The sequence below is a fragment of the Streptomyces sp. JN8 genome (genome assembly GCF_055808075.1).
The window spans coordinates 6,897,462-6,912,755 of sequence record NZ_CM147852.1 but is presented as its reverse complement, the minus strand read 5'-3'; the positions used below and the strand labels follow the sequence as shown (position 1 = coordinate 6,912,755).

15 protein-coding genes are annotated in these 15,294 nt (G+C 71.7%); 1 reads left to right on the top strand and 14 read right to left on the bottom strand.

The genetic code is table 11. The features are described 5' to 3' along the window. Positions 1 to 9: 9 nt before the first annotated feature. The 8 genes from ACY0MR_RS30575 to ACY0MR_RS30540 all read right to left on the bottom strand — a co-directional run bounded on the left by ACY0MR_RS30575 (position 10) and on the right by ACY0MR_RS30540 (position 7,522). Positions 10 to 483, bottom strand: a complete 474-nt coding sequence (locus ACY0MR_RS30575) for a hypothetical protein (protein WP_388805306.1) — start codon at positions 481 to 483, stop codon at positions 10 to 12. Between the two features lie 69 nt (positions 484 to 552). Continuing rightward, entirely contained in the window at positions 553 to 1,236 is a 684-nt protein-coding gene (ung, locus tag ACY0MR_RS30570) for a uracil-DNA glycosylase (RefSeq protein ID WP_388805309.1), read from the bottom strand. 104 nt (positions 1,237 to 1,340) lie between these two features. Then, complete coding sequence (locus tag ACY0MR_RS30565; protein ID WP_361857206.1) at positions 1,341 to 2,918, bottom strand: ABC transporter substrate-binding protein; 1,578 nt, start codon at positions 2,916 to 2,918, stop codon at positions 1,341 to 1,343. 148 nt (positions 2,919 to 3,066) lie between these two features. Continuing rightward, positions 3,067 to 3,834: an SDR family oxidoreductase gene (locus ACY0MR_RS30560; protein WP_361857209.1), complete on the bottom strand. Its 768-nt coding sequence runs from the start codon at positions 3,832 to 3,834 to the stop codon at positions 3,067 to 3,069. Between the two features lie 29 nt (positions 3,835 to 3,863). Next, entirely contained in the window at positions 3,864 to 4,625 is a 762-nt protein-coding gene (fabG, locus tag ACY0MR_RS30555) for a 3-oxoacyl-ACP reductase FabG (protein WP_361857212.1), read from the bottom strand. A 286-nt stretch (positions 4,626 to 4,911) separates the two neighbouring features. After that, on the bottom strand, positions 4,912 to 5,295 hold the full coding sequence (locus ACY0MR_RS30550) for a DUF3037 domain-containing protein (protein ID WP_318206646.1): 384 nt from the start codon (positions 5,293 to 5,295) through the stop codon (positions 4,912 to 4,914). Next, complete coding sequence (locus ACY0MR_RS30545; RefSeq protein WP_473556504.1) at positions 5,292 to 6,137, bottom strand: HipA family kinase; 846 nt, start codon at positions 6,135 to 6,137, stop codon at positions 5,292 to 5,294. Before ACY0MR_RS30545 ends, ACY0MR_RS30550 begins: the two co-directional genes overlap by 4 nt. A gap of 242 nt (positions 6,138 to 6,379) precedes the next feature. Next, complete coding sequence (locus ACY0MR_RS30540) at positions 6,380 to 7,522, bottom strand: agmatine deiminase family protein (RefSeq protein WP_473556502.1); 1,143 nt, start codon at positions 7,520 to 7,522, stop codon at positions 6,380 to 6,382. A gap of 185 nt (positions 7,523 to 7,707) precedes the next feature. Between ACY0MR_RS30540 and ACY0MR_RS30535 the strand changes: the two genes are divergently transcribed. Then, positions 7,708 to 8,346: a TetR/AcrR family transcriptional regulator gene (locus ACY0MR_RS30535; protein ID WP_473556500.1), complete on the top strand. Its 639-nt coding sequence runs from the start codon at positions 7,708 to 7,710 to the stop codon at positions 8,344 to 8,346. Between the two features lie 52 nt (positions 8,347 to 8,398). Here the strand turns inward: ACY0MR_RS30535 and ACY0MR_RS30530 are convergent, their stop codons facing one another. The 6 genes from ACY0MR_RS30530 to ACY0MR_RS30505 form a co-directional block, all read right to left on the bottom strand. Further along, a complete protein-coding gene (locus tag ACY0MR_RS30530) occupies positions 8,399 to 9,328 on the bottom strand; it encodes an ABC transporter ATP-binding protein (protein ID WP_473556498.1) in 930 nt (309 codons plus the stop codon). Then, entirely contained in the window at positions 9,321 to 10,334 is a 1,014-nt protein-coding gene (locus ACY0MR_RS30525; protein ID WP_473556495.1) for an ABC transporter ATP-binding protein, read from the bottom strand. The genes ACY0MR_RS30530 and ACY0MR_RS30525 overlap by 8 nt, the downstream gene beginning before the upstream one ends. Next, complete coding sequence (locus ACY0MR_RS30520) at positions 10,331 to 11,185, bottom strand: ABC transporter permease (RefSeq protein ID WP_473556493.1); 855 nt, start codon at positions 11,183 to 11,185, stop codon at positions 10,331 to 10,333. The genes ACY0MR_RS30525 and ACY0MR_RS30520 overlap by 4 nt, the downstream gene beginning before the upstream one ends. Then, complete coding sequence (locus tag ACY0MR_RS30515; RefSeq protein WP_388805334.1) at positions 11,182 to 12,141, bottom strand: ABC transporter permease; 960 nt, start codon at positions 12,139 to 12,141, stop codon at positions 11,182 to 11,184. The genes ACY0MR_RS30520 and ACY0MR_RS30515 overlap by 4 nt, the downstream gene beginning before the upstream one ends. Then, positions 12,138 to 13,814, bottom strand: a complete 1,677-nt coding sequence (locus tag ACY0MR_RS30510; protein ID WP_388805337.1) for an ABC transporter substrate-binding protein — start codon at positions 13,812 to 13,814, stop codon at positions 12,138 to 12,140. Before ACY0MR_RS30510 ends, ACY0MR_RS30515 begins: the two co-directional genes overlap by 4 nt. 92 nt (positions 13,815 to 13,906) lie before the next feature. Then, positions 13,907 to 14,920 (bottom strand): agmatine deiminase family protein, encoded by a 1,014-nt coding sequence (locus ACY0MR_RS30505; protein WP_392862721.1) that lies wholly within the window; start codon positions 14,918 to 14,920, stop codon positions 13,907 to 13,909. Positions 14,921 to 15,294: the final 374 nt, after the last annotated feature.

Genomic DNA, 15,294 nt, shown 5'->3' with positions numbered 1-15,294 from the left:
GCCCGGTCGTCACATGGCGCGGAGCCGCAGCTCCAGGCGCTCGATCGCGGCCCGCACCCCGTTCCCGTAGCCGTCGTCGTCGAGGTGGTCGGAGGCGGTGCGGGCCCGGTCCAGATGGACCCGCGCGGCGTCGGGACGCCGGAGTTTGACGTAGTCGGCGGCCAGGTTGAGGTGGAGCGAGGGGTAGAGCGCGCGGAGGGCCACCGCCGAGCTGTGCTCGGCGAGCCGCTCCTCCGCCAGGCCCTCGGCCGCGCTCAGGGCCCGGAGGTCCCAGGCCAGCTCGGTGTCGGGGTCGTCCTGGGCGTCGGCCATGTAGTGCGCGAGGGTGCACCGGTGCAGCGGGTCCCCGTCCGGGCCGATCTGCTGCCAGATCAGCCCGAAGCGGTTGCGCGCCTCCTCGCGGTCGCCGCCGTGGAGCAGCATCATCGCCTGCCCGATCCTGGTCATGACCCCGTCGTCCGACACCTGCTGCTGCTCCGTCACGCGACCTCCACCCGCTCACCCACTGGGAGAGCCGACGCTAGCCGCACCGCGGCCGGATCGGGCCGAGGCTCAGCCGAGGTCCGGAATGCGCCAGTCGATCGGCTCGTGTCCCTGGGCCGCGACGGCGGCGTCGATCTGGGTGAAGGGCTTCGATCCGAAGAACTTCTTCGCCGAGAGGGGCGAGGGGTGGGCCCCCTTGACCACCACGTGCCGCTCCTCGTCGATGAGGGGCAGCTTCTTCTGGGCGTAGTTGCCCCAGAGGACGAAGACCGCGGGGTCCGGCCGCGAGGCGACGGCGGTGATCACCGCGTCGGTGAACTTCTCCCAGCCCTTGCCCTTGTGGGAGTTCGCCTCGCCGGAGCGGACCGTCAGCACGGCGTTGAGCAGGAGGACGCCCTGCTCGGCCCACGGCATCAGATAGCCGTTGTCCGGCACCGGGTGGCCGAGCTCGGCCTGCATCTCCTTGTAGATGTTCCGCAGGGAGGGCGGGGTCTTCACCCCGGGCCGGACGGAGAAGCAGAGGCCGTGCCCCTGGCCCTCGCCGTGGTAGGGGTCCTGACCGAGGATCAGGACCTTCACCTTGTCGTACGGGGTGGCGTCCAGGGCGGCGAACACCTCGTCCTTCGGCGGGAAGACCGGCCCCTGGGCGCGCTCCTGCTCGACGAACTCGGCGAGCTGGGCGAAGTACGGCTTGCGCAGCTCCTCGCCGAGGACACCCCGCCAGGACTCGGGCAGCATGCTGGTGTCGGTCACGGTCAACAACCTCCGGTGGACGTTCCTTCAACTCCGTCCCCGAACCTACCGGGGGCCACTGACAGTGACCCCCGCGGGCTCCCGGCGGCCGGCCGGACCGGCTGCTACCAGCTGGCCCGGCGGCTCAGCTCCCAGAGCTGCATGACGGTCTGCGGGTCGAGCGCGCCCTCGCCGCCGCCGATGTCGTCCTGGGCCGCGATGTACAGCTTGCCCTGCCACAGGGGCAGCAGCCGGACGTCCTGGACCATGACCTCCTGGGCCTCGACGAACTCGTCCGTGACGGTCCCGCGGTCGCTCTCGCGGCGGGACTTCGGGAGCAGTTCGCCGGTGATCCGGGGGCTCTCGTACGGCGTGCCGAGGACGTTCTCCTTGCCGACGAACGGCGCCACGAAGTTGTCCGGGTCCGGGAAGTCGGGGAACCAGCCGCGGCCGAAGACCGGGTACTCGCCCTTCTGGTAGCCCGCCTGGAAGTCCTTCCAGGGCTTGCCCTCGATGGTGACCTCGAAGAGCCCGGTCTCCTCCAGCTGGCGCTTGAGCTCCTTGAACTCGGCGGCCGTCGAGGAGCCGTAGCGGTCCGTCGTGTACCAGAACTTCAGCTCGACGGGGTCGGTGATGCCGGCCTCGCGGAGGATCTTCTTCGCCTTCTTGGCGTCCGGGTCGCCGAACCGGTCGAAGAACTTGGTGGTGTGACCGGCGATCCCCTTGGGCACCATGGAGTACAGGGGCTCGGCGGTGCCCTGGTAGACCTTGCTGACCAGCTCGTCGCGGTCGACGACCTGGGCGATGGCCTTGCGGACCGCGGGCTTGGCGATCGTGGGGTCCTGGGTGTTGAAGACCAGGTAGCGGATGTCGGCGCCGGTCGACTCGACGATCTGGAGACCCTGGTTCTCGGGCTTGTCGTCCTGGAGTTCGATGACCTCCTCGGCGGTGAGGCCGCGGTACGTGGCGTCGATCTCCTTCTTCTTGAGCGCCGTGACCATGGCCTCGGACTCGTCGAAGTACCGGATGGTCACGCCGCCGTTCTTGCGGTCGGCGAAGCCCTTGTAGGTGGGGTTCTTGGTCAGCTCGGCCGACTCCCCGTCGGTGTACGAGTCGAGGACGTACGGCCCCGAGCCGACGAGCTTGCCGTCCTTGCGCAGGCGGTCGGCCGGGTACTCGGCCGGGTCCACGAGGGACATGGCGGGGGTGGCCAGGACCATCGGGAAGGTGGCGTCCGGCTTGTTCAGCTTGAAGACGACGGTCCGGTCGCCGACGGTCTCGATCTTGTCGAGCGAGCCGAGCATGCCGTTCGGGCCGCCCTTGTGGTTGATCGTGCGGATGCGCTCGATCGAGTACTGCACGGCCTTGGCGTCCAGCTTGTGCCCGTTGGAGAACGTGAGGCCCTCCACGAGCTTGCACTCGAAGACCCGGCTGGAGGTGTCCGAGAACTTGCAGTCCGCGGCGTCGGAGGCCGGGGTGGTGCTGCCCGTCGGGAAACTCACCAGCGTCTGGAATACGTTCCGGAAGAGCTCCCACGAATTGTCCCAGGCGGCAGCCGGGTCAAGCGTGGTGGGAGAGCTCGTCGTACCGACGACGATTCTCTGATCCCCGGCCGAATCACTGTCAGAGAAGACACTGCATCCGGTTACCAGGGATATGGACACAAGGGCTGCAGCGGCCTGCAGACTGGTCCGGTTGAACACGTGCACGCTCCTCGTTCAGCCACGGGTCGGCCGACGATACCGCAGCACCCCGTCAGGTCAATGTTCGAGCCTGACGGGGCACTTGAGGCATTCGACGTATAACCGGGCTCAATCCGGACACGAAATCCGGAAAGTGTCCGATAATCGGTCAGCCCACTCCGGCGTTCAGGAAAATCCCGCCGTCGACCACGAGGGTCTGGCCGGTGATCCACTCCGACTGGGACGAGGTGAGGAAGGCGGCGGCGCCGCCGATGTCCTCGGGCTCGCCGAGCCGGCCGAGCGGGTAGGCGGCGGCCGCCTCCGCCTCGCGGCCCTCGTACAGGGCCTGCGCGAATTTCGTCTTCACGACCGCGGGGGCGATCGCGTTGACCCGCACCAGGGGGGCGAATTCATGGGCCAGCTGAATGGTCAGATTGATCATCGCGGCCTTGCTGATCCCGTACGCGCCGATGAAGGGCGAGGCGGAGACCCCGGCGACCGAGGCGATGTTCACGATCGCCCCGCCGTGCTCCTTCTGCCAGGCGTGCCAGGTCCGCTGGGCGAAGCCGAGGGCGGAGACCACGTTGGTCTCGAAGACCTTGCGGGCCACCCCGAGGTCCAGGTCGGCGATGGCGCCGAAGACCGGGTTCGTGCCGGCGTTGTTGATCAGGAAGTCCACCCGGCCGAAGCCGTCCATCGCCGCCTCCACCGCGGCGGCCTGGTGGGCCTCGTCGTGGGCCTTGCCGGGGACGGCGATGGCCCGGTCGGCGCCGAGGCGCTCGACGGCCTCCTTGAGGGCCTCCTCGCCGCGTCCGGTGATGACGACCCGGTCGCCGCGGGCGACGAGCGCCTCGGCGATGCCGTAGCCGATGCCCCGGCTCGCGCCGGTGACGAGGGCGACCTTGCCGGACAGCTCCGGCCGTGCCTGTGCGGTCATGTCTGCCGTACTCCTCTCGGTGCCGGTCGTCAGTTGAGGGGGCCGCCGGCCACGTACATGACCTGGCCGGAGACGAAGCCGGCGTCGTCGCCGGTGAAGAACGCGATCGCGTTGGCGACGTCCTCGGGGCGGCCGACCCGCTGCACCGGGATCATCGACGCGGCGGCGGCCTGGAAGTCCTCGAAGCCCATGCCGACGCGCTCGGCGGTCTGCGCGGTCATCTCGGTGACGATGAAGCCGGGGGCCACGGCGTTGGCGGTGACGCCGAACTTCCCGAGCTCCTTGGCGAGGGTCTTGGTGAGGCCCTGGAGACCGGCCTTCACGGCCGAGTAGTTGGCCTGGCCGCGGTTGCCCAGGGCCGAGGAGGAGGAGAGCGAGACGATCCTGCCGAAGCCCGCGTCCACCATGTGCTTCTGGCAGGCCTTCGCCATCAGGAAGGCGCCCTTGAGGTGCACGTTCATGACGAGGTCCCAGTCGGACTCCGACATCTTGAAGAGCAGGTTGTCGCGGAGCACACCCGCGTTGTTGACGAGGATCGTCGGCGCGCCGAGCTCGGCGGCGACGCGCGCGACGGCCGCCTCCACCTGGGCGCCGTCGGACACGTCGCAGCCGACCGCGAGGGCGGTGCCGCCCGCGGCGGTGATCTTCTCGACGGTGTCCTTGCAGGCCGCCTCGTCGAGGTCGAGTACGGCGACGGCGCGGCCCTCGGCCGCGAGACGGAGCGCCGTGGCGGCCCCGATGCCCCGTGCGGCACCCGTGACGACGGCTACGCGCTGCTCGGTGGTGGACATGCTGGTTCTCCTCGCCCTTGGTTCGTCCCTGGTCGCGGTCGAACCGGTCGCGCGCTCCTGCGTCCCGCACGTGAGCGACCGCTTAGTATCGTCCGCAGAACGAGACGCTAGAAGCCCTGGCACCCGGTGTCAACGGCCCACCGGGTGCACCCGGTCACTCCCCGTCGCCGGGCGCGGAGGCGGGCGGCCGGGAGGGGCCGCACGACACGCGCGGGAGGGGCCGCGCGGGGCCCGGGACGCCCTGCCGGCCGAACGGGCCCGCGGGGCGCGGCGCTCTCGGGGGGGCTCAGCGCACGAGCAGGTCGAGCAGCCGCTCGACCTCGGCCTCCGGGTCGGCGGTGAGTCCCGTGTGGACCGGACCGGGCTGGACGACCGTGGAGCGCGGGGCGATCAGCCAGCGGAAGCGGCGGCCGGCGTCGTCGCCCGCGGCCTGACCGGCGGCTTCGCCCCCGAGGCAGACCCCCTCGACGGCGCGGAGGGCGGCCCGGACACCGGTCACGTCGGCCGCCGGGTCCAGGACGGAGAGCTTGGCCTCGTCCAGATGGGTGCGGGCGGCCACGTAGGAGCGGGCGCGGCAGTAGACGACCACGCCCGCGTTGAAGCACTCGCCGCGCTCGACCCGCGGCACCACGCGCAGCAGCGCGTACTCGAAGACATCGCGGTCGGTCACGGGGTGGCGTCCTTCTCGGTGGAGTGCGTCCGGGGCGCGAGGCGTTCGGCGAGCCAGCCGGGCGGCTGCTGCGGCCGGTGCTCGGTCCGCGGGCCGAGCGTGATGCGCTCGTGGATGGTGGCGGCGCGCGGCAGCAGCGCCTCGACGTAGGCGGCCCGCACCTCGTCCGGGCCGTCGAAGCCGGGTTCGTCGACGAGCCATTCGTCGGGCACGTCGGCGGCGACCTCGTCGAGGAGTCCGCGGGTGACGAGCGGGGCCAGTTCGGCGGCCGCGGCGGCGACGTCCGGCGCGTAGCGGGCGAGTACGTGGTCCGAGGCGTCGTACGGCTTGGCCGCGGAGGCCTGGGCGCCGGGCCAGTTGTGGTGCCAGATCATGGTGGCGCCGTGGTCGATGAGCCACAGGTCGCCGTGCCAGACGAGCATGTTGGGGTTGCGCCAGGACCGGTCGACGTTGTTGATCACGGCGTCGAACCAGACGACCCGGCCCGCCTCCCCCGGGTCCACCTCGTACGCCAGCGGGTCGAAGCCGAGCGAGCCGGGCAGGTAGTCCATGCCCAGGTTCAGCCCGCCGCTGGCCTTGAGGAGCTCCTGGACCTCCTGGTCGGGCTCGGAGAGTCCGATGACGGGGTCGAGCTGGATGGTGACGAGCTCGGGCACCCGCAGTCCGAGCCGGCGGGCGAGCCCGCCGCAGATGACCTCGGCGACCAGGGTCTTGCGCCCCTGGCCCGCGCCGGTGAACTTCATGACGTACGTGCCGAGGTCGTCGGCCTCGACGATCCCGGGGAGCGAGCCACCCTCACGCAAGGGCGTGACATAGCGGGTTGCAGTGACCTCTGTTAGCATTTTCACAGGCTATCGCAGGGCTGAACCAAGCATTCAAAGGTTCAGCCCTTTTCTGTGGGCGCGCCTCGACGATCTTGCCAATCTACACCGGAGGGCGGCCCGCCGGGCGCCCACCCGTCGGCGGGACGGTCGGAACGTCGGTCGGGACGCCCGGTCGGTGCGGGGTCCTCCCCGCGCCGGCCGGACGTCCCTCGGGTTCTCCGCGGGCCCGCTCCGGGCCCTCCGCGGCCGGGCCCCGTCCGCTAGCGGACGGGCTGCTGCTGGGTGACGCAGTGGATGCCGCCGCCCCCGGTGCCGAGGCGGTCGATGTTCAACTGCTCGACGACACGGTCGGGATAGAGGTTCTGCAGGGTCGCCTTCGCCGCCTGGTCGGCGCGCGTGTCGCCGAAGTGGGCGCTGATGACGGCCCCGTTGCAGAGGTAGAAGTTGGCGTAGGAGGCCAGGAAGTCCGGGTTGGTGGAGCGGATCTTGTAGTAGTCCGGGCCCTGGAGGCGCATGGTGTCCATCGGGACGCCGTTGGCGGTCGTGGAGGCGGACAGGACGCTGAACTGCTGGCGGGCGTCCCGGGCGTAGGCGTCCGTCTCGGAGGCGAGGGGCAGCTGGACGAGGGCCTCGCCGGGGGCGAGGAAGCGGGACGTGGCGTCGACGTGGTCGTCGGTGATGTCCTGGCCGCGGACGCCGTCGAACCAGATGACCTTGGACGCGCCGTACGCCTTGCACATGGCGGCCTCCAGCTGCCGCTCGGTGACCCCGGGGTTGCGGTTGCGGTTCACGAGGCTGCTGCGGGCGGCCATGAGGGTGCCGGCGCCGTCCTGCTCGATGGCGCCGCCCTCACCGACCATGTCGGCGTACGTGATGGGGACGCCCACGTACGAGGCGACGCGTCCGGCGACCAGGGCGTCCTTGGCGTGGGTCTGCTTGTTGCCCCAGCCGTTGAAGTTGAGGCCGATCGCGTCCAGGCCGCCGGCCCCGTCGGTACGGAAGACGGGTCCGGAGTCGCGCATCCAGCAGTCGTCGACGGGGATCGTGGTGATCACGGTGACCGTGGAGCCGCACAGCTGGCGGGCCTTGGCGGCGGCGCCGGAGTTGGCGCACATCACGACGGGCTCGTACTTCGCGACGGTGCGGGCGATGAGGGCGATGTCCGTCTGGACGCCGCTCAGCTTGTTGCCCCAGATCGAGGTGCTGTCCGGCCAGGCCATCCACGTACGGGTGTGGCAGACGTCCTCGACCGGGACCCGGAAGGCGGCGGCCGCGGGGGCGGCGCCGGCCTGGAAGCGGGTCGTCGCGAGGGCGGCGCCGGCGGCGGTCGCACCGGCCGCGGCGAGGAACCCGCGGCGGCTCAGGCTCCGGCGTGCGTGACGGCTGGGTTCGGGTCGGCTCACGTGTGCCTCCTGCTTGAACTCCCCGCGGGGGGTCCGCGGTTGGCTGGAAATCTAAAACTGACCGAGCGCTCGGTCAACATTGCGCGCAGCATTGCGCGGAACCGGTGGACGGCCCCCCGCCGCCCCGGTCGACGGGGCGGCGAAACCCGCAGATCGCGGGCGTGGAGCGTGGCTAGAGTGAGCGCATGGCAGCATCCGCGCAGGACTCTCCGCCCCCGACCGCTCCCCCGACCCGCCCGGCCGGCCGGTCACGGGCCTCGGCGAAGGGCGAGCAGACCCGGGCCCGGTTGATCGCGGCCGCGCGCACGCTGCTCGCGGGCGAGATGAGCGAGCGGTTCACCACCCGGAACGTGGCGGCCCTGTGCGGGGTGTCGCACGGGATGTGCCACTACCACTTCCAGGACCGCACCGATCTGGTCCTCGCCGTCGTCACGGACATCCGTCCCGAGTGGATCTCCCCTCTCGAGGAGGCCGTGGCCGACCCGGGGACCTTCGCCGAGCGCGCCGAGCGGGTGCTGGACCTGCTCGGCAGGCCGGAGAAGGCCGACCTGGCCCATCTGCACTCCGCCCTGCACTGGCACGCCCTGAACGACGACCGGGTGAGGGAGGCCCTGGAGACGGAGTACCGGCGCTGGCGCGCCTGCTTCGTCGCCCTCTTCCAGGTGCTGTCCGACGAGCGCGGCGGCGGTCTCGACCCCCGGCCGCTGGGCGAGGCCGTCGCCGCGGCCGTCGACGGGCTGGCCGCGGTGGAGTCCCTGGACGCCGACGTGGACGCGGGCGCGGTCCTGCGGACCCTGGTCCACACGCTCGCCGCCGGCGTCTGAACGGCCCGGGCCGCGCCGGCCCCGTCGTCGCGCTCCCGGCCCGGGGCCCGTCCTACAGGGCCCGGCGGGCGGCCGCGATCCGCTCCGGATCCCAGCCCGGGCGCGGCACGGACTCCCTGAGCAGCCGGGTGTAGGGGTGCCGGGGCGCGGCGAGCACCTCCTCGGTGCGGCCGGCCTCCACCACCGCGCCGTGGCGCATGACGATGACGTCGTCGGTGACGCACCGGACCACGCCCAGGTCGTGGGTGATGAAGAGGTAGCCGATCGAGGTCTCCTCCCTGATGTCGGCGAGCAGGTTGAGGATCTGCGCCTGCACCGACACGTCGAGGGCGGCGACCGCCTCGTCCAGGACGAGGACGGCCGGCTCCACCGCCAGGGCGCGGGCGATGGCCACGCGCTGCCGCTGGCCGCCGGAGAGCCGGCGCGGCAGCGCGTCGCCGGCGCGCGTGCCGAGTCCGACCTGGTCGAGGAGCTGCCTCACCCGCCGGTCGTGGTCCCGCTCGGGGAAGTGGAGCCGCAGCGTCTCGCGGAGGGCCGCCTCGACGCTGGTCCGCGGGTCGAGGGACTGCAGCGGGTCCTGGAAGACCATCTGGACCTCGCGCGCCCGGGCGAGGCGCTGCGCGCGGCCGCGCCGTCGCTCGGTCCGGGACCGGCCCCGTACGAACACCTCCCCGTCGTCCGCCTGCTCCAGGCCGACGACGATCCGCGCCGTGGTGGTCTTGCCCGAGCCGGACTCCCCCACGATGCCGAGGGATCCGCCGTGCGGCAGGGTGAAGGACACGTCGTCCACGGCCCGTACGGATCCGTAGGTCCTGCGCAGGCCCTTGACGACCAGGACGGCTTCGGCGTCCTCTCCGTACCGGGTGCTCCCGGCCTCGCCCGAGGCACCGGCGCTGGTGCCCGGTGCGGTCCCGGTGTCCACGGCGGTCCCGGTGTCCACGGCGGTCTCGGTGTCCACCGTGCTCTCGGTGTCGTCAGGCATCGACGGTGCTCCCTTCGAGCCGGTCGCTGTGGTGGCAGGCGGCCTGGTGGCCCGGCCGGCCGGGGACGGGCAGCGACACCGGGGCCTGCCTCTCGCAGAGTTCGGTGGCGAACGGGCAGCGGGCGGCGAAGGCGCAGCCGCTGAGCGCCGCGCGGAGGTCGGGGGGCTGGCCGTCGATGGCGGCGAGCCGGCCCCTGGGGTTCTCCAGGCGGGGGGTGGACGCCAGCAGGGCCGCCGTGTACGGGTGGCGCGGCCGCGCGAAGAGCTCCTCGGCGGGGCCGCTCTCGGCGATCCGTCCGGCGTACATGACGTACACCCGGTCGCTGATGGCGGCCGCGAGGTCGAGGTCGTGGGTGACGAAGAGCAGGCCGGTGCCGAACCGTTCGCGCAGGGTGCCCAGGAGGGCGATGACCTCGGCCTGGGTGGTGACGTCCAGGGCGGTGGTCGGCTCGTCGGCGAGCAGCAGGGTCGGTTCCCCCATCAGCGCGGCGGCGATCATGACGCGTTGCAGCATGCCGCCGGACACCTGGCCGGGGTACTTGGCGAGGGCGGTGCGGTCCAGGCCCACGGCGTCGAGGAGTTCGACGGCCCGGCCGGTCGCCTGCGCGGCGGTCATCCTCCTGGTCGCGCGGACGCTCTCGGTGAGGAAGTCGCCGATGCGCCGGAGCGGGTTGATGGCCGCTCGCGGGTCCTGGAAGATCATGGCCGCGGTGCCGGTGCGCAGGGCGCGCAGCCGGTCGGCGTCGAGGCCGAGGACGTCCTGTCCGTCGACGAGGACGGTGCCCTCGGTGACGGCGCCCGGCGGCAGCAGGCGCAGGGCGCTGCGCGAGGTGAGGCTCTTCCCGGAGCCGGACTCGCCGACGAGGGCGACGGTCTCCCCGGTGGCGACGGTGAGGTCGATCCCGTCGAGGACGGGGCGGGCGGTGCCGGGCAGGGTGATCCGGAGGCCCCGGATGTCGAGGGCCGGCCCGTCGGGCGCGGGCACCGGCCTGTCGGTCGTGTTCATCGGTCTCTCCTGGCGACGCGGTCGGCCCAGCGCTCTCCGACCACGTTGAACGCGACGACGGTGAGGACGATCAGGACGCTGGGCAGGATCGCGGACAGCGGGTAGCCCTGCTGGACGGCGGTCTGCCCGTCGAAGACCATGCGGCCCCAGTCCGGGGTGAGCGCCGGGACGCCCAGGCCGAGGAAGGAGAGGCCGGCGAGGTCCATGAGGGCGTAGCCGAAGTTGATGGTGGACTGGGCGAGGACGACGGGGGCGATGTTGGGGAGGATGTGGCGCAGGCAGATCTGGAGCGCCGAGTGCCCCTGGACCAGGTAGGCGCTGACGTACGGCCGGGCGCGTTCGGCGAGGACGAGGGAGCGCGTCAGCCGGCTGACGTAGGGCAGGTAGGCGACGGCGAGGGCGATGACCGGGGCCAGGAGGCCCTCGCCGTAGATCGAGATGATGAGGATCGCGAGCAGCATGCCCGGGAAGGCGAAGACCAGTTCGGTGCTGCGGGAGAGGACCGAGTCGAGCCAGCCGCCGCGCCAGGCCGCGGCCGTGCCGATCACGACGCCCGCGATCGTGGAGAAGAGGACCACGCCGAGGGGGCCGAGGAGCGAGGTCCGGGCGCCGAGGAGGAGGCGGGAGAAGGTGTCGCGACCCGCCGCGTCCACACCGAGGAGGTGCTCGGCGGAGGGTCCGGCGAGTGCGTTGCCGAGGTCGACGGCGTTGGGGTCGTAGGGCACGACGAGGGAGGCGAGCAGGGCGCCCGCGACGACGAGGACGACGAAGCCCAGGCAGACGAGGTGGAGCGGCGACCGGGCCGTGCGGAGCTTGGCGAGGCCGGGCCGGCGGGTGAGGACGGCGGTCATGCGGAGGTGCTCCTCGATCCGAGGGTGATCCGCGGGTCGACCAGCGGGAGGAGCAGGTCGACGATGAGGTTCACGATCATGAACAGGGCGACGACGATCAGCGAGATGGCCTGGACGGTCGGGAAGTCCTTGGTGGTCGTGGACAGTTCCAGGAGCTGGCCGATGCCGCCGATGCTGAACGCGGTCTCGACGAGGATCGTGCAGACCAGCAGGGTCGAGACGATCAGTCCGCCGGTGGTCAGGACGGTGCCGAGCGAGTTCCGGAAGACGTGGCGGGCGATCACCCGGCGTTCCGGGACGCCCCGGCTGCGGGCGACGGTGACGTGCTCGCTGTCGAGGGCTTCGAGCATGGCCGAGCGGGTGACCCGGGCGAGCATGCCGATCAGGTAGAGGGCGAGGGCGATCGCCGGCAGGGTCAGGTGCCAGAGCGTGTCGAGGAGGCCTTCGCCGGCGCCGCCGCTGGGGAACCAGCCGAGGTTCACCGCGAAGAGGGCCTGGAGCAGGACGGCCGCGACGAAGGACGGGGTGCCGACGGCGAAGGTGGTGGTGACCAGGACGGCCGAGTCGGTCGCCCCGCCGCGTACGGCGGAGATCCAGCCGAGCAGCAGGCCGATGACGACGACGACCACCAGGGCCATCGCGATCAGCAGGAGCGTGGTCGGGAGCCGGTCGGCGAGCAGCCGGGACACGTCGACGCGGTAGGTGATGGACCGCCCGAAGTCGCCCTGGAGCATGTCCCCGAGCCAGCTGAGGTAGCGGACGAGGAAGGGGTCGTCGAGGTGGTACTGGGCGTTGATCGCGGCGAGTGCCTCCGGGGAGGCCGAGCGGCCGGAGAGCAGGAAGCTCGCGGGGCTGCCCGGCGCCAGGTACATCGCGCCGAAGACCACGAACGACGCCACCAGGAGGGTGACGGCCATCTCCGTCACCCGCCGGACGGCGAATCTGGCGAAGTTCACTGCGCGGCCCCCACGTCGGCGGCCCACGGGTAGTACATGTACGCGATGGTGGTGGGGGCTCCGGTGATCCTCTTGTTGAGGAAGACGGCCGTGGGCCATTCCGCGACCGGGATCCACAGCAGGTTCTCCGCGGCGTGCTTCTGCAGCTCCGTCTCGATCACCAGGCGCTTGTCCGGGTCGTACTCGGCGGTCGCCCGGGCGACGCCCGCGTCGTAGGCCTGGTCGCTGTAACCGGCGAAGTTCATGTAGGCGCCGGTCTTGAAGTTCTGCAGCAGGTCCAGCGGGTCGGTGATGGAGTCGTAGTAGGTGAGCGGGAACATGTCGATGCCCTCGCGGGCCTCGGGGTCGGTGAACAGGGCGGTGAACGCGTTGGGCGCGATGGTCTTGAGCCGGATGTCGAGACCGATCCGGGCGCCCGCCGCCTGCACGGCGGTGGCGAGCAGGGAGACGTCCTGGCCGATGGAGCTGGTGGCGACGGTCAGGGTCTTCCCGGTGGCGCCCGCCTCCTTGACCAGTGCGGTGGCCTTCGCGATGTCGGGCGTGATCCGGGGCAGGGCGTCGAGCGCGTTCTTCCGGGTCTGCTCGGAGCCGGCCGCCCAGGCGGCGCGGGTGGTGAGCGAGTTGGTGACGGTGCCGGCTCCCCCGAGGCCCGCCTTGACGAAGCCGGAGCGGTCGAGGGCGAGGGAGAGGGCGCGGCGGACGCGGACGTCGCCGAGCGGGCCCTTCATGTTCGTGATGTTGACGTTGACGGTGCTGAGTCCCTCGCCGAAGTGGAGGGTGCCGACGCCGCTGTCCTTGAGCCGGCCGTAGCTCTCGGTGGGGATGAGGTAGCCGCCGTCGGCCTCGCCGCTGAGCATGGCGTTCGTACGGGCCGAGGGGTCGGTCATGAACCGGAAGACGACCTTGCCGGACCTGGCCTTCCTGCCCCAGTAGCCGTCGAAGCGGTCGAGCTCGACGGACTGGCCCTTGTTCCAGGTGCCGAGGGAGAACGGTCCGGTGCAGGCGAGGCCTCCCGAGGTGCCGTAGTCCTTGCCGGCCGCCTCGACCCCGGCCTTGGAGGCGATCACGCCGGCGGCGGTCGCCATGTACTGGGGGAACTGGGAGTCGGGCTTCCTGAGCTTGACGGTGACCTGGAGCGGGCCGGTCTTGCGTACGGAGGCGACGTTCTCGAAGTTCTGCGCCCAGGCGGCGGCGTTGTCCGGGTCGCGCTGGCGGCCGAGGCTGAAGACGACGTCGTCGGCGGTCATCGTCCGGCCGTCGTGGAAGCGCACCCCGCTCCGCAGGTCGTAGACCCAGGTGGTCGGGTCGGGGTTGGCGGCCCTGCGGGCGAGTCCGGGTTCGAGCGTGAGGCCGGGGGTCCAGCGCATCAGGCTCTCGCACACGTTGGAGAGGATGGTGTTCTGCGGGTAGTCGAACGCCACGGTGTAGTCGAGCGTCGGCGGCTCGGCGTACACGGCCCACGTGAAGGAGTCGATGTCGCCCTTGGCGGCGGGCGTGGTCTTCGAGAGGGTGACGCCGCCGGCGCCCGCGACGCCGTCCTTGGGCGGTCCCGAGCAGGAGACGACCAGGGCGGCCGTGGTCAGGAGGGCTGCCGCGGCCGCGCGGCGGCGGCCGGACGGACGGCCCCGGGCGGCACCGCGGCGTCTGCCGGGGCGGGGTACGGCTGTGGTCATCGTCGCGCTCTCTTTCCGTACGGTCTCGTGCGTACGCGATGGGGGAGGCCGCCGGACCGCGGGGACGGTCCGGCAGGAGCGATCGGTCCGGGTCAGGCGAGCGGGCGGGCGACGGGGATCTGCTGCGTGATGCAGTGCACTCCCCCGCCGCCGAAGGCGATGGCGAGCGCCTGCACCCCGACGACCTTGCGGCCGGGGTGGGCCGCCGCGATCACCGCGAGCGCCTCGTCGTCCTGGGGCAGGCCGGCCACGGGGACGACGACACCGCCGTTGGCGACGTAGTAGTTCAGGTACGAGACCTCCACCTCGCCCTCGGCCACGTCGACGAAGGCCGTCTGCGGCACGTCGACGATCTCCAGGGACCGGCCCCGGGCGTCGGTGGTGGCCTCCAGGACCGCGCGGTTGGCCCGCATCCGGGCGTAGTCCGGGTGGTCGGGGTCGTCGGGCAGCGACACGACGACCCGGCCGGGTGCGGCGAAGGCGCAGACGCCGTCGACGTGCCCGTCCGTCTCCGTGTCCAGGAGGCCTCCGTACGGGAGCCATACGACCTTGGTGACGCCGAGCCGCGATTTCAGCTCGGCCTCGATCTCGTCCCGGTTCATGCCGGGGTTCCTGTTGGGGTGCAGCAGGCACTGCTCGGTCGTGATCAGCGTGCCCTCGCCGTCGACCGTGATCGCCCCGCCCTCCAGGATCATCTCGGAGGCGACGCGGTCGACGCCGAGGTGCTCCAGGAGCAGTGCGCTGATCCGGTCGTCGGAGTCGTACGGGTGGTGTTTGCGGCCCCAGGCGTTGAAGCGGAAGTCGACGCCGGCGCGGCGCCCGTCCCCGTCGAGGACGAAGAGCGGGGCGGAGTCGCGGAACCAGGAGTCGTCGAGGGGGAGCTCCACGACGGTGATCCCGCTGCCGCAGTGGGTGCGGGCGTCGTCGCCGTGGCCGACGGGGGCGACCATCGTCACCGGCTCGAACGCGGCGATGGCCTTGGCCACGTTCGCGTACTCCTCCTTGACGTCGGCCAGCACGCTGCCCCAGAGGTCGGGGCGGGTGGGCCAGGCCATCAGGCAGCCCTCGTGCTCGGACCACTCGGCGGGCATACGGAATGCGGTCATTCGAGGACTCTCTTCTCTCGCCAGAGATACCGGTCGGCGGCCGGGAGCCGGCCCGGGGGCCGGATCGCGCCGTGGACGGGTACGTGGTGGTGGGAATCTTCCCCTCGACTGAAATTTCAGTCAAGAGCGAATTCAACGGGCGTTCACTGGGAAGCGGAACGATGGGGCAGGGAGGGGTGAAGGGGTCGCCGCCGGGCGGCGGGCCGGGTCACGACCCCGGAGACCGCGGGGGCGACGGGAGGGCCGAGGGGATCTCGGCCGACTGGGAAGGCCGGCGCTACGGAAGCGTGAGCGGTCCGTTCTCGGCGATGGCTCCACTCTGGCATTGACTGAAAAAACAGTCAACGGCTGGAGCGGAACATGGGGCGGGATGA

Excerpts from the sequence above, each read along its gene's own strand:
- ACY0MR_RS30560 (WP_361857209.1), bottom strand. The coding sequence starts at position 3,834 with ATGACCGCACAGGCACGGCCGGAGCTGTCCGGCAAGGTCGCCCTCGTC.
- fabG (WP_361857212.1), bottom strand. The coding sequence starts at position 4,625 with ATGTCCACCACCGAGCAGCGCGTAGCCGTCGTCACGGGTGCCGCACGG.
- ACY0MR_RS30545 (WP_473556504.1), bottom strand. The coding sequence starts at position 6,137 with ATGCTAACAGAGGTCACTGCAACCCGCTATGTCACGCCCTTGCGTGAG.
- ACY0MR_RS30535 (WP_473556500.1), top strand. The coding sequence starts at position 7,708 with ATGGCAGCATCCGCGCAGGACTCTCCGCCCCCGACCGCTCCCCCGACC.
- ACY0MR_RS30530 (WP_473556498.1), bottom strand. The coding sequence starts at position 9,328 with ATGCCTGACGACACCGAGAGCACGGTGGACACCGAGACCGCCGTGGAC.
- ACY0MR_RS30525 (WP_473556495.1), bottom strand. The coding sequence starts at position 10,334 with ATGAACACGACCGACAGGCCGGTGCCCGCGCCCGACGGGCCGGCCCTC.
- ACY0MR_RS30520 (WP_473556493.1), bottom strand. The coding sequence starts at position 11,185 with ATGACCGCCGTCCTCACCCGCCGGCCCGGCCTCGCCAAGCTCCGCACG.
- ACY0MR_RS30510 (WP_388805337.1), bottom strand. The coding sequence starts at position 13,814 with ATGACCACAGCCGTACCCCGCCCCGGCAGACGCCGCGGTGCCGCCCGG.
- ACY0MR_RS30505 (WP_392862721.1), bottom strand. The coding sequence starts at position 14,920 with ATGACCGCATTCCGTATGCCCGCCGAGTGGTCCGAGCACGAGGGCTGC.